15 protein-coding genes and 1 tRNA gene are annotated in these 12,945 nt (G+C 59.6%); 8 read left to right on the top strand and 8 right to left on the bottom strand.

Going from position 1 to position 12,945, the window contains the following annotated elements; all coding sequences use genetic code 11:
• Positions 1-48: 48 nt before the first annotated feature.
• From WDN46_06830 to WDN46_06820, 3 genes are all read right to left on the bottom strand, one after another.
• Positions 49-807 (bottom strand): outer membrane protein, encoded by a 759-nt coding sequence (locus tag WDN46_06830; GenBank protein ID MEJ0093138.1) that lies wholly within the window; start codon positions 805-807, stop codon positions 49-51.
• Positions 808-1,541: 734 nt separating this feature from the next.
• Positions 1,542-1,617, bottom strand: a tRNA-Lys gene (locus tag WDN46_06825).
• 81 nt (positions 1,618-1,698) lie between these two features.
• Positions 1,699-1,935 carry a DUF1467 family protein gene (locus WDN46_06820; protein MEJ0093137.1) on the bottom strand — a complete coding sequence of 79 codons (237 nt, stop codon included), beginning with the start codon at positions 1,933-1,935 and terminating at the stop codon, positions 1,699-1,701.
• A gap of 324 nt (positions 1,936-2,259) precedes the next feature.
• Between WDN46_06820 and WDN46_06815 the strand changes: the two genes are divergently transcribed.
• The gene (locus WDN46_06815; GenBank protein ID MEJ0093136.1) at positions 2,260-2,775 is read left to right on the top strand and encodes a L,D-transpeptidase; all 516 of its coding nucleotides are present in this window, start codon (positions 2,260-2,262) and stop codon (positions 2,773-2,775) included.
• 14 nt (positions 2,776-2,789) lie between these two features.
• Here the strand turns inward: WDN46_06815 and WDN46_06810 are convergent, their stop codons facing one another.
• On the bottom strand, positions 2,790-3,167 hold the full coding sequence (locus WDN46_06810) for a DUF971 domain-containing protein (GenBank protein ID MEJ0093135.1): 378 nt from the start codon (positions 3,165-3,167) through the stop codon (positions 2,790-2,792).
• A gap of 94 nt (positions 3,168-3,261) precedes the next feature.
• On the opposite strand from WDN46_06810, the gene moaA reads away from it, so the two are divergent.
• Positions 3,262-4,311 carry a GTP 3',8-cyclase MoaA gene (gene moaA / locus WDN46_06805; GenBank protein MEJ0093134.1) on the top strand — a complete coding sequence of 350 codons (1,050 nt, stop codon included), beginning with the start codon at positions 3,262-3,264 and terminating at the stop codon, positions 4,309-4,311.
• Between the two features lie 54 nt (positions 4,312-4,365).
• Here the strand turns inward: moaA and apbC are convergent, their stop codons facing one another.
• Complete coding sequence (gene apbC, locus WDN46_06800; GenBank protein ID MEJ0093133.1) at positions 4,366-5,451, bottom strand: iron-sulfur cluster carrier protein ApbC; 1,086 nt, start codon at positions 5,449-5,451, stop codon at positions 4,366-4,368.
• Positions 5,452-5,774: 323 nt separating this feature from the next.
• Between apbC and WDN46_06795 the strand changes: the two genes are divergently transcribed.
• The 3 genes from WDN46_06795 (at position 5,775) to WDN46_06785 (ending at position 8,056) form a co-directional block, all read left to right on the top strand.
• Positions 5,775-6,599: a transporter substrate-binding domain-containing protein gene (locus tag WDN46_06795; protein MEJ0093132.1), complete on the top strand. Its 825-nt coding sequence runs from the start codon at positions 5,775-5,777 to the stop codon at positions 6,597-6,599.
• Positions 6,600-6,738: 139 nt separating this feature from the next.
• The gene (locus tag WDN46_06790; GenBank protein ID MEJ0093131.1) at positions 6,739-7,608 is read left to right on the top strand and encodes an NAD(P)-dependent oxidoreductase; all 870 of its coding nucleotides are present in this window, start codon (positions 6,739-6,741) and stop codon (positions 7,606-7,608) included.
• Positions 7,609-7,777: 169 nt separating this feature from the next.
• Complete coding sequence (locus WDN46_06785) at positions 7,778-8,056, top strand: GlsB/YeaQ/YmgE family stress response membrane protein (protein ID MEJ0093130.1); 279 nt, start codon at positions 7,778-7,780, stop codon at positions 8,054-8,056.
• 99 nt (positions 8,057-8,155) lie between these two features.
• Here WDN46_06785 and WDN46_06780 read toward each other — a convergent pair whose 3' ends face one another.
• The 3 genes from WDN46_06780 to WDN46_06770 all read right to left on the bottom strand — a co-directional run bounded on the left by WDN46_06780 (position 8,156) and on the right by WDN46_06770 (position 9,935).
• Positions 8,156-8,491, bottom strand: a complete 336-nt coding sequence (locus tag WDN46_06780; protein ID MEJ0093129.1) for a hypothetical protein — start codon at positions 8,489-8,491, stop codon at positions 8,156-8,158.
• A gap of 97 nt (positions 8,492-8,588) precedes the next feature.
• Positions 8,589-9,206 (bottom strand): DedA family protein, encoded by a 618-nt coding sequence (locus WDN46_06775; protein MEJ0093128.1) that lies wholly within the window; start codon positions 9,204-9,206, stop codon positions 8,589-8,591.
• A gap of 84 nt (positions 9,207-9,290) precedes the next feature.
• The gene (locus WDN46_06770; GenBank protein ID MEJ0093127.1) at positions 9,291-9,935 is read right to left on the bottom strand and encodes a DedA family protein; all 645 of its coding nucleotides are present in this window, start codon (positions 9,933-9,935) and stop codon (positions 9,291-9,293) included.
• Between the two features lie 276 nt (positions 9,936-10,211).
• Here WDN46_06770 and WDN46_06765 point away from each other — a divergent pair, with 276 nt between their 5' ends.
• From WDN46_06765 to WDN46_06755, 3 genes are read left to right on the top strand one after another with little or no spacing between them, the layout of a single operon-like run.
• A complete protein-coding gene (locus WDN46_06765) occupies positions 10,212-10,517 on the top strand; it encodes a DUF2849 domain-containing protein (protein MEJ0093126.1) in 306 nt (101 codons plus the stop codon).
• A 1-nt stretch (position 10,518) separates the two neighbouring features.
• Positions 10,519-12,171: a nitrite/sulfite reductase gene (locus WDN46_06760; GenBank protein ID MEJ0093125.1), complete on the top strand. Its 1,653-nt coding sequence runs from the start codon at positions 10,519-10,521 to the stop codon at positions 12,169-12,171.
• Entirely contained in the window at positions 12,158-12,943 is a 786-nt protein-coding gene (locus tag WDN46_06755) for a phosphoadenylyl-sulfate reductase (protein ID MEJ0093124.1), read from the top strand. Before WDN46_06760 ends, WDN46_06755 begins: the two co-directional genes overlap by 14 nt.
• Positions 12,944-12,945 lie beyond the last annotated feature (2 nt).

The raw sequence follows: 12,945 nt of genomic DNA, 5'->3' as shown, positions 1-12,945 counted from the left end.
CGGCCGCGCCTTCCTGCTTCCCCTGAAGAAAAGACAACGATCTAGATCTCAGTACTTGGCGACAATCGGCGCGGGCGGAGCGAAGGTATCAAACTTGTAGCTAAACCCGACCTGCACTTGGTTCTCGACGATGTGGCGATTGGAGAAGCCGCCGCCGCCGCCGATAGCCGGATCGTTGAACGAATTGGCCGCGAAGATCGATGCGTGACCGAGATCGGTATAGCGATATTCGGCCCGGATCGACCAATTGTTGGTGATTGCATATTCGAGACCGCCGCCGACCGTCCAGCCGACGCGGGTATCCGAAGCACTGTCGAAGCCAAATGGAGACGAAAGGCTGCTGTCGACTCCGCCGAAGGCGACGCCGCCGGTGGCGTACAACAACACGCGATCCCAGGCATAGCCGACGCGGCCGCGGACGGAGCCCTGAACGCCGAGGTTCGCGCTATAGGTGACCGGTACAAATCCCCCGCGGGTAATGCTCTTGTTCAGGCTTGATCCATCAACGCTGCCTTCGAGGCCAATGACGAATTGGCTCAACTGCAGGTTATAGCCGACATGCGCGCCGCCGATGACGCCGTCATTGTTTGAACTAAAGCTGTCGGAGCCGAAGCCGCTGTTGGAGCTTACATTCTGGTTGCCCCAGGCATATCCGACCTGACCACCGACATAGATGCCGGTCCATGTGAAGATCGGCGCCGGCGGCAGATAGACCGGCGGCGGAGCGCGCGAGGGAAGATCCGCTGCGAGAGCGGAACCGGCCAGCGTCACTGCGCCGACCGAAGCTAGTAAAATACGACGGATCATAATTTTCTCCTTAGTAGAGTCACCCCTCCCACTGAACCCATTTCGCTTAAGAAACAATGATGTATGACTTCAACTTAGCGTAAGTAAGAATTTCGTACTTTGTGGCCAAATGGTCACACCACTCACAACTGTTGTGGTCCGCAGGGGGCATCACGGGCGCCGCTGGTGAGCGATATCGCCTCTCGTTGGCGTAGATGACGAACAAAAAAAGCCCGGCGCTAAGCCGGGCCATTAGTTGGGGAAACGAGAACCTCGTTCGGGAAGATTTGACGCTTCCCCAGCGCGCCATGGCGACGGCACGGAAGAAGGAGATTTACGAAGAGTTATATCCGGAGACCAGGGTAGGGCGGGGAACGGGAGGACGCGCCGGCAGGACCAAGTCTGACTTCGCAGATTCTGCGAAGTCAAACAATGCGGCTCATCGGTTCACAAAGGATACCTCCGAAGCCACTGGCCGCTCTGAAAGAGCAGTTCAGGTAGATGCTCAGCGCGGTAAGGGGCTCAAGGAAATACTGAGGAAGAAATCCGAAAAGCCGCGCGGCAATTCCCGGCCGAGGCGTGTTCTATCTGCTTGGAGCACTGATTGGGCCGAGGAGTCCGTCCGCAGCGCTACCATTCATGATGGCGAGCGAGCCGGACACCGAAAATGCGTTCGCCGGGTCCGCGTGGGGTCCGCAAGGTCAAAAAGATCTCTGCGTAAACCCTAAAAATTATACTAACTCATTGATTTCCTTTGGTGAGCGCGATGGGGCTCGAACCCATGACCCTCTGATTAAAAGTCAGATGCTCTACCAACTGAGCTACACGCTCTCCAAGGAGAGATGGTCAAGTAACCTCATCAGCGCGAAGCGTCAATAGAACCGCAGTCAAAACGATCGAGCTATTCCAATATCAGGCCTCGGCATAATGCGCGAAGACAACCAGCGCGGCGAAAACGACGACCGAGATCGCCGTCGTCCACAGCGCCTTGATGAAAAGCCGCGGCGCGACGGGCGCGCCCGGATCCGTGCCGGCGGCGACATTGCCCGACTCCTGCTGCGATTGGACCCCGAACGGCAGCACCGCGAACAGCACGATGAACCAAATCACGAAGAAAGTGGCAAATGACATCGGCGTCGAAAAAGGCATGAAGTTCTTCAGCTCAATGATCATGATTTAGCGCCTGGAAACACGGCCGTTCGTCATGATTCTAGCCGATAGGCTATCCGGCGTCACGAGACAAATGACTGCTGGAGCGGACGTTGCCTATCGGTCAACCTCCAAACAGAAAAGCTTCGCGGCGCCGTTATGCCCACGCTTGCCAGCGTGGCGCCAAGGCCTGATCATGGCGGAAAGGCGCCGCCGCGGCGGCGATTCGAAGCCTAATCTGATCGATGTCGAGGACGCTAACGAATGCGCCATCGCTTTCTGGCCATAAGCGGCGCAGCGTCCGGGGTCGCCCTCATTTCGTTAATGACGCCCGGCGAAGCCTATGATTATCAGCCGCCCAGCCAACAGACCGAAGAACTCGAGGCGCGCCCGCGCGCCATTGCGCCGCCGCGGGAAATTGTCGTCTATGACGGCCATTATCCGCCGGGCACGATCGTCGTCTCGACGCAAGAGCGCCGCCTCTACTATGTCCTGCCTGGCAATCAGGCAGTCCGATATGGAGTTGGCGTCGGACGTCCTGGGTTCTCGTGGTCAGGCTCCGAGACCGTCGCAATGAAACGCGAGTGGCCGTCGTGGGCGCCGCCGCTCCAGATGTTGCGCCGCCGGCCTGATCTGCCGAAATTCATGCCGGGAGGGCCGTCCAATCCGCTCGGCGCCCGCGCCATGTATCTCGGCGGCACGCTCTATCGCATCCATGGTTCGAACGAGCCGGAGACCATCGGCCAAGCCGTATCTTCAGGCTGCATCCGCATGACCAACGAAGACGTCGTCGACCTCTATGATCGCGTCAAAGTTGGCTCCCGCGTCATCGTCCAATAAGGACGGGCTCCGGCTCAAGCCTGGCCGGCGCGGTCGCGGGTAAGGCCCTTGGCCTTGAGCTCGGCTTCATAAAAAGCCCATTTCTCCTCGTAACGCGAGCCGAGTTCAAAGAGATAGTCCCAGGTGTAGATGCCGGTCGAGTGCATATCGTCGAAGCTGAGCCGCACTGCGTAGGTTCCAACCGGTTCGATTCCGATCACGGCGCATTGGCGCTTGCCGCCGACGGTCACTCGCTCTTCCGCCCTGTGCCCCTGCACTTCCGCGCTTGGGCTCATCACGCGCAAATATTCGGCGGCGAGGGCGTAGGCCGGGGCGCCCTCGAATTGGACGTAAAGGACCCGGCCGTTTTCCTTCAGGCGCAGTTCGCTCGGCCAATGCACCATTTCGCTCATCGCCTCACCCTGTCTCGAAACTTTTTCACACGGCCCCATCTTACCTGTATAGTCGTCAGACTCCCGCTTAGGCATAGGTAAACGCAAAAAAAACATGACGATCGCCGCTGCAATCTCGGAGTTTGAGGGCAATCCGCTGCCAGTAGGAGCCCCCCTTGTCGATCCGTTTGGACGCCTAATTACCTATGTCCGGCTCTCGGTGACTGATCGCTGCGACATGCGCTGCGTATATTGCATGTCGGAGGATATGAATTTCCTGCCGAAACGCGACCTCCTGACCTTGGAGGAACTGGACCGTTTGTGTTCGGCCTTCATCGGCCGCGGCGTTCATAAGCTGCGGATTACCGGCGGCGAGCCGTTGGTGCGGCGCAATATCATGGGCTTTTTCCGCTCCCTTGCGCGGCATCTTGAATCCGGGGCGCTATCGGAGCTGACGCTGACCACCAATGGATCGCAACTGGCTCCCCACGCCGCGGAGCTCGCGGCGATCGGCGTGCGCCGTCTGAATGTTTCGCTGGATACGCTGGATCCGCAAAAGTTTCGGGCGATCACGCGCTGGGGCGATCATGCGCAAGTCCTCAAAGGCATTGACGCGGCGCAAAGGGCCGGCCTTGCGGTCAAGATCAATATGGTCGCGCTGAATGGCTGCAATGGCGACGAGATCGCGCCTATGCTTGAATGGGCGCACGCGCGGGGCATGGACCTTACGCTGATCGAAGTCATGCCGCTCGGGCAGATCGAAGCCGAACGCGCCGACCAGTTCTTGCCTTTGAGCCTTGTCGAGCGGCAATTGGCGGAGCGCTATGCGCTGCATCCGATCGATTACAAAACCGGCGGCCCGGCCCGTTACGTCCGCGTCGGCGAGACCGGCGGCCGCCTTGGCTTCATCACCCCGCATACGCATAATTTTTGCGAAGGCTGCAATCGCGTGCGCGTCACCTGCACCGGCACGCTCTACATGTGTCTTGGTCAGGAGGACGCCGCCGATCTGCGGACGCCGCTGCGCGCCTCGCAGTCCGACGCTGGTTTGCACAGAGTCATCGAAGGCGCCATCGCCCGCAAACCCAAGGGCCATGATTTCATCATCGATCGCAGCGGCGTGAAGCCAGCAGTCGCGCGCCACATGAACGTCACCGGCGGCTAGCGGGCAAGCCGCATGATCGCCCCAGCGCGAAGCGATCGCATCCCGGTTTCCTGCTTATTCGATGACGATTTTCGGCGCGGCGCGCGCGAGGCCCTGCTCCAGCCGCGCTTTAACCTGCCTTGCGATGTCGCGATAAACTTTGGCGTGCGCGCCATCGGGATCGGCCGCGACGATCGGCCGGCCTGAATCGGAATGTTCGCGAATGCCCATATGCAGCGGCACCTCGCCCAAAAAGGGGACGCCATAGCGTTCAGCCTCTCGCCGCGCGCCGCCATGATCAAAGATATCCGATCGACCGCCGCAGTGGGGGCACAGAAAATAGCTCATGTTTTCGACGATGCCGAGGACCGGCACGGCGACTTTGTTAAACATGGCGATGCCGCGCCGCGCATCGATCAAGGCGAGATCTTGGGGCGTCGAGACGACGACCGCTCCCGCGAGCGGCACATTTTGCGCCAGGGTCAATTGTGCGTCGCCAGTTCCGGGCGGCATGTCGACGACGAGACAGTCGAGCTCGCCCCACGCGACTTCGCGCAGCAATTGCTGGATGGCGGCCATCACCATCGGCCCACGCCAGATCATGGCGTCGTCCTCCGGAACCAGGAATCCGATCGATATGGCCTTGACGCCATAGGCCTCGAGCGGCCGCATCATGCGCTCATGCACCTCGGGCTTGCCCTTGAGGCCGAGCAGGCGCGGCAGCGAGGGTCCATAAATATCGGCATCGAGAATGCCGACGCGCCAGCCTAGCGCGGCAAGGCTGAGGGCGAGGTTGACGGCGGTTGTCGATTTCCCGACGCCACCCTTGCCGGACGCGACGGCTACGATGTTGGAGATGCCAGGTATCGCAATGGTTCGCGGGGTCGCGGGCTTTGCGACCCGAGGGGGCGCCGCCTCCTTGTCCGCCGTCAGACTGACGAGAACGCTGGCGACGCCGGGCATTTTTTTCACCGCGGCCTCGGCGGCGACTCGCATCGACTCCATCGCCGCCGATTGCTTCGGATCGATCGCGATCGAGAGATAAATTTTGGCTTCCTTGACCGAAAGACCGGCGAGCGCGCCCGACTGCGGCAGAGGCGTCTTCCCATCAGGACCGGGCACGGCCTGAAGCGCGGTGAGAACGTCTTTCTCGCTGATCATTTCTGTGAACGCTCCATTCGCAGCCGCTGACGAATCCGGGAAGGCGACCGATTTATCGGTCCCGCTCCTTATCCGCATTTGCTGCATGATCTTGGAAAAGTCCGCACCCTTTTCCAAGATCATGCTATAGGCGATAGTCTCCGCTCATTCAATCGCGCGATGGCCTCGTAAGCGTCAGCCTGCCTTGTTTTGGACAGTTACCTCGATCTTATATAGTCAAGTTCGACTCAGGACGCGTCGACCTCAGAAAGAGGCGTTCGAAGCCCTGCCCTACGAGGAGATATACGCTGCTGGCGAACGCTTTTCTCGGCCTTGTTCTTGGCTTGCTTTTGCGCGTCTTGCGCGCCAGAGCCGCTGCGGCCCCGGCGCTGCTATCCCTCGCGCTCGGATCCTTCGCGCTGATGGCCCTGACGCTTGCGTCGTCGCCGCCTTCAAAATCGGAGGAGCGCGTCCGGGAGATCAAGGTCGCCAGCGAAGGCGCCCGGCCGCCCTACAATTATCTCGACAATAACGAACTCGCTGGATTTGAGATCGACCTCGGACGTGATTTATGCGCCCGCATGAAAGTCACTTGCCGGTTTGTTACGCAGGATTGGGACGGGCTTATTCCCGGGCTGCTCAATCATCAATATGATGCGATCATGGCGGCGATGGAAATTACCGACGAGGCCCGTGAGAAAATTGCTTTTACGAAGCCCTACATTCGCATGCCGTCCGCTTTCATCGCCCCGCAGCAAAGCAAGATCACGGATACGAGCCCAAACGGCCTCGCCGGCAAAAACATTGGCGTAGAGGCGGGCGGCGCTCATCAAACCTATCTTGAGGACCTCTACAAGCAATCCGACATCCACCCTTACGCGACCCTTGAGGAAGCCATTCTCGATCTTGCCGAAGGGCGGCTCGATGTCGTTATCGGCGACAAAGACGCCCTCGTCGATTTCCTAAAATCCCGCAAGGAGGCGCAATGCTGCGCGATCATCGCCGATGCCCCGCATGATTCCGCCTATTTCGGCGATGGCATCGGGATTGGCCTCCGCCAGGAGGACGTCGAACTGAAAGCAATGTTCGATAAGGCTCTGGACGCGAGCATGGCCGATGGCGCGTTCGCCAAGATCAGAGAAAAATATTTCGATTATAAGATCAACTAGGCCGCGCGGGCGCGGCCTCGACCGCGCACAGAACGCGGGACTTTTCCCGCGTCAGCCTAAAGCTAAAGCTATACCTCGACCTCTGCGCGAGGGCGCGCTAGAACGGGGCATTTCCGGCAAAGACTAGGATCAGGCGGCAATGGCGAAACTTGCTTTTCTTGGCCTCGGCGTCATGGGCTATCCCATGGCTGGGCATCTACAAAAAAAAGGTCACTCGGTGACGGTCTTCAATCGCACGCGCGGGAAGGCTGAAAAATGGGTCGCCGAATTCGGCGGAGTTCTTGCGCCGACCCCGCGCGCCGCGGCAACCGGTCAGGATTTTGTATTCGCCTGCGTCGGCAACGACGATGATCTCCGCAGCGTGACAATCGGCGCAGACGGCGCCTTTGCCGGGCTGGCGAGCGGCGCCGTGTTTGTCGATCATACGACCGCCTCGGCGGAAGTTGCGCGCGAGCTTTACGCCAGCGCTAAAGCGGCCGGTCAAGGCTTTATCGACGCGCCGGTATCGGGCGGCCAGGCGGGAGCCGAGAATGGCGCGCTTACCATCATGTGCGGCGGCGAGGCCGGCGACTATGCTCGCATTGAGCCGATCATTTCTTCTTATGCGCGAGCTTCCCGTCTGATGGGGCCTGTCGGCTCCGGCCAGCTCACCAAGATGGTCAATCAGATCTGCATCGCGGGGGTTGTCGAGGCTCTGGCCGAAGGGATTCACTTCGCGAAGCGATCCGGCCTCGACGCGCAAGCGGTCATCGAGGTGATTTCGAAAGGCGCGGCGCAGTCCTGGCAGATGGAGAACCGCTATAAGACGATGATCGAAGGCAAGTTCGATTTCGGCTTTGCGGTCGATTGGATGCGGAAGGATCTCGCGATCTGCCTCGAAGAGGCGCGCCGCAACGGCGCTAGTCTTCCCCTGGTGGCTCTTGTCGATCAGTTCTACGCGGAAGTGCAATCCATGGGCGGCTCCAGATGGGATACGTCCAGCTTGATCGCCCGGATGGAGCGGCCCTAAGCTTCGCGCGCATTGTGGTTGCGAAGGTCGCAATGGGATCTTGCTGCGCAAAAATCAGATAACGGGCATTCTTGAACAGATTTATCTCGGCGCTCGGCGCGCCGAAAGTGCAACTTAACCTCGGGATTGTCGTTTACCTTCCCAATAAGAACGGATTGGGAGGCGTGCTATGCATATACTTTATATCATCCTCATTGGCTTTATTGCCGGGCTGATTGCCCGGTTTCTTGCTCCAGGACCCTATAGTCCGTCCGGCTTCATCATGACGGTCGTTCTCGGCATCGTCGGAGCCTTTGTCGCGACATGGCTCGGTCAGACGATCGGCTGGTACGGGCCAAATCAGGGCGCTGGTCTGATAGGGGCAATCGTCGGAGCCGTAATTGTCCTGGCGGTCTGGCGTTTCATTAATCGGGATAATTCCATCGGCGGTCCCGCCCGGCGGCTTTGACGGGCAAGACCGGGTGGCCGCGCCGCGATCTGCGCGGGCGGCCAGTTCAAGCCGGCAAGAACTTAAGACATCTTGCCGGCAAGTTCGCGGGCTATGCTTCTATTTGGCTTGAGGAGCGCCGCCCGGCAGCTTCGCCGGCGGAATGACCGGCATCGAGTTCGGGTTGAGTTCCGGCGCAGGTTTCACGAGACCGGGATCAACGCCCGCAGGGGGCTTGATGACGCCGCTGTTATTTGGCCTATTGCCTAGGCTGTCGCTTCGGCCCGAGATCAGGCCATCGTCCGCTCCGCGTCTCGGCAATTCCTCCGGCCGGGACCGATCCTGCTCCGGAATCGTCTGAACCCCGGCAGGGTCGCCGGGCGTCGCCTGAGCAAAGACAGGCGTCGCGTGGAACCCGAAAACTGCTGCAATAACAAGCGGAAGCTCGGTTTTCATCTGGCATCTCCCTTGATGATCCTCCGCTCCGAACGTTCAGTTCCGGGGTTTGTTCCGATCAAAGCGCATGTCGCGGACCGTTCACCGCTCCCTGCCTTCAACCAACATCGGCGATCCTTTTCTCCATCTTTTTCTCTTCGCGCCGAACGAGAACCATAGCCGCGACAACTCCGCCAACGACAATGACGAGCGCTACTACGCCAAGCAGCCCGCTGACGCGATGGATGGCGTCCCCGAAGAAATATGCGCTAACGCCCATTACGACCGCCCAGACGATGGCCCCGGAGGCGTTGAAGAAGAGAAATTTGCGCCAACTGTACTTGTTGACGCCCGCGAGCAGCGCGGCGAGAACCCGAAGGAAAGCGACAAAGCGTCCGACGAAGACGATTTTTCCGCCATGTCTTTCGAAGAGATATTGCCCGAGCTTCAGCCGAGCCTCAGGAAGATGAATGAATTTGCCATAGCGCAGCAGGAATTTGGCGCCCCATGTCCGCCCGATCCAAAAACCAATATTGTCGCCGATGATCGCTCCCGCCGCGGCCGCGACGATAACCCACTGGAGATCGAGCCGCCCGGTGGCTCCGGCGTAGCCCGCAGCGAGCAAGAGGACGGTCTCCCCGGGCAACGGCACTCCCGCGCTCTCCAGCATGACGACAAAGAAGACAACCCAATAGCCATGCAGGGAGATTAGCGGTTGGATCTGTTCAATAAACACGAGCGCTCCAGGTTGCGAGGCTTTGGCTGCAAGGGACGGCTCTTCCGTCGGATTTGATGGCGCGTGCGGCTTGCGACGGCGTCATTAAATCCGAACTCGTATCGGTCCCGGCAGGGCTGCCTCCGCTTCCTGCGTCAACCGCGTCTCGTTCTTCTTATAGAAGCGCCAGCAAAATGCCAAAACCGTGATCGCAATGGCAAGGCCGATCAGGCCGATTGGCCCTGCTATCCGATGCGCCTGCGCTCCGAATGCAAAGCCAAGGCCTCCGAAAATGGAGGCCCAGACAATCCCCCCGGCTGCATTGAAGGCGAAGAATCGCACGGGATCGAGCCCATTGGCCCCGGCGAGGATGGCGGCGAACGCTCGCAGCACCGCAATGAATCTGCCAAAAAAGACGATTTTTCCGCCGTGTCTTTGAAATAAATATTGTCCGAGCTTGAGACGGCTTTCATCGAGATGGATGAGATGCCCATGCCGGACCAGAAGCGAGAGACCAAAGGTGCGGCCAACCCAAAAGCCAAGATTGTCGCCAACGATCGCGCCGGTCGCCGCCGAGGCGATCACGCCCAGAATGTTAAGGCCATGGGAATGGCCGGCGAAGATCGCGGCGGAGAGCAAAATCGCCTCACCCGGAAAAGGAACTCCGGCGCTTTCGATAGCGACGCCGAAGAAAATCGCCAGATAGCCATAGTGCGAGATAAGAGCGGGAATATGGTCGATGAACGGCATGACATCCTTGCCCCACGCTCGGACGCTTCGGCGCGGGTTGAGGATAACTCCTATTTGGGAGATTCAAAGCCGCGATCGCGACCGCCACGCTCCGATAAACGCAATGCGCCGTACAGTCAAAGGCGCGTCAAACAACCCCAGATGCTATTTTAACATACATTATATGTATATCATTTTAAAACTCGCCATCCGGCGTTATTTGCCCTATATGCGCGTCTAAGCTCTGTTTGGCGGGGCTCTCCCATCAACCATTTTTCTGAAGACATGCGATGAACCATGACTAAAGTCGTCTCCGCTAACCGTCTTACTGACGGCGTCGTGGTTTATCTCGGACGCGACGGATCCTGGGTCAGATCATTGGACGACGCGAGGCTGTTTGTCTCGAGCGTCGAGGAGCAAGCCGGGCTTGAGGCTGCGGAAAAGGACGCAAAGCGCAATCTCGTGGTCGAGCCCTTCGTTGTCGAGGTGATTGCCGGCGAGGGCGGCGTGGACGCGGTAAGCCTGCGCGACAAAATTCGCGCGCACGGCCCGACAATTAATTATACGGACGGCGGGACCCGGGCGGGGGCTGAGCGGAGCTGAGATGTATCGATATGATGAATTCGACCACGCCTTCGTCGCGGCGCGCGTTGCGCAATTTCGCGACCAGGTAGCTCGCCGCTTGTCCGGCGAATTGACCGAGGACCAGTTCAAGCCGCTGCGCCTGATGAACGGCGTCTACTTGCAGCTCCACGCCTATATGCTTCGGGTCGCCATACCCTATGGCGTTTTATCCTCGAGGCAACTGCGCCAGCTGGCCTATATCGCCCGGCGCTATGACAAGGGCTACGGCCATTTCACCACGCGGCAGAACATTCAGTTCAACTGGCCGGCGCTCGCCGATTGTCCAGACATTCTGAACGACCTCGCCGCGGTCGAGATGCATGCGATCCAGACTTCCGGCAATTGCATTCGCAACGTGACAGCCGATCAATTTGCAGGGGCCGCGGCCGATGAGATCGAAGATCCGCGCCCTTATGCGGAAATTCTGCGGCAATGGTCTTCGCTGCATCCGGAATATTCGTTTCTGCCGCGCAAGTTCAAGATCGCCGTGAACGGCGCCGCCAAGGATCGCGCCGCCATTCAGGTGCATGACATTGGCTATCAGATCGTCAAGAACGCCGAAGGCGAAATCGGCTTTGCCGTCTATATTGGCGGCGGTCTTGGCCGCACGCCTTTGATCGCGCACAAAATCCGCGAGTTTCTGCCCAAGGCCGATCTTTTGGCCTATACCAATGCTATTTTGCGCATCTACAATCTCGAAGGCCGCCGCGACAATAAATATCGGGCGCGCATAAAAATCCTGGTGCATGAAAAGGGCGCTGAGGCGATCGCCGCCGAGGTCGAAGCCGAGTTCGCCAATCACCGCGACGATGCGCTGACGCTGCCAGCGGCGGAGATCGAGCGCATCAAGGCTTATTTCGCGCCCCCGGCGCTGTCTCCGCGCGCATCGACCTACTTTGAGGCGCGCAAGGCTGCGGATGCGGCTTTCGCCCGCTTCGCCGCGCAAAATGTCGAGCCCCATAAGACGCCGGGCTATGGCATCGTCACAATTTCACTAAAGCCGATCGGCGGCATTCCAGGCGACGCCAGCGCAGAGTCGATGGAGGCGGTCGCCGATCTCGCGGACCAATTCTCCAAGGGCGAAATCCGCGTCGCGCATGAGCAAAACCTCGTCTTGCCGCATGTCGCGCTGGACGATTTGGGCGAAGTTTACGATGCGCTCGCAATTCACGGTCTCGCAACCGCCAATAATGGGCTAGTGACCGACATAATCTCCTGCCCCGGCCTTGATTATTGCGCTCTTGCGACCGCACGCTCCATTCCAGTCGCACAACGCATTTCCGAGCGCTTTGGCGAGGGCGCCCGAGCTGCCGACATAGGCGCGCTCAGGATCAATATTTCCGGCTGCATCAACGCCTGCGGGCACCATCATGTCGGCCACATCGGCATTCTAGGCCTCGAGAAAAGCGGAGCGGAAGCCTATCAGATCACCCTTGGGGGATCGGCCGATGAAAGCTGCGCGGTGGGATCTCTCACCGGGCGCGGCTTTTCGTCCGAGGAAGTCGTCGATGCGGTGGAAACCATAGTCGATACCTATATCAAGGTTCGCCATGATCGCGGCGAAGACTTCCTCGCAGCCTTCCGGCGCGTTGGAATGGCGCCGTTCAAGGAGGCCCTTTATGAGCGGAAATGATTTGGCTCTGTTCGGCGACGGCGAGGCTGCAAAGCAGCTTTCTGCCAAGATCGCCGCAATGGATACGCCAAAATTTCTGCGCCTCGCCATCGACGATCTCTTCCCGGGCAAAATCGCTCTCGTATCGAGTTTTGGGGCCGATTCCGCTGTTTTACTGCACATGGTGGCGGCGATCGATCCGACGACGCCGGTGCTTTTTCTCGAAACCGGCGTGCTGTTTCCTGAAACCCTCGCCTATCGCGACAGGCTGGTCGCGCATCTTGGTCTGCGCAATGTGAACGGCATCGCCCCCAGGGCGGAGCTGCTAGCGGAGGAAGATCCCGAGACCTTCCTTTGGTCGAGCGATCCGGATCGCTGCTGCGAAATCCGCAAGGTCATTCCGCTGGCCGAAGCGCTGGAGGGATTTGACGCCTGGATCACCGGGCGCAAGCGGTTCCAGGCGCAGACCCGCACGGCGCTGCCCTTATTTGAGACCGAGGAGAATCGGATCAAAATCAATCCGCTGGCCGGATGGTCGGCGTCGAAGATTCTCGCCTATTTCGACGCCCACGCTTTGCCCCGGCATGAGCTCGTCGCCAAGGGTTATCCTTCGATCGGCTGCATCCCATGCACCTCGCCCATAAAACCCGGCGAAGATGCCCGAGCCGGACGCTGGCGGGGGAAGGGCAAGATCGAGTGCGGGCTTCATACGCAGCCGCTGGCCCAGCCCGCGGCGCAATTGCTCGCCCGGCCGGCGCAAGCTCAAACGGCTAAAACCGCTTCGGAAATTTAGAT

Origin of the sequence: Methylocella sp. (genome assembly GCA_037200525.1) — a bacterium.
Classification (GTDB): domain Bacteria; phylum Pseudomonadota; class Alphaproteobacteria; order Rhizobiales; family Beijerinckiaceae; genus Methylocapsa.
This window is presented reverse-complemented; position numbering and strand designations above follow the sequence as displayed.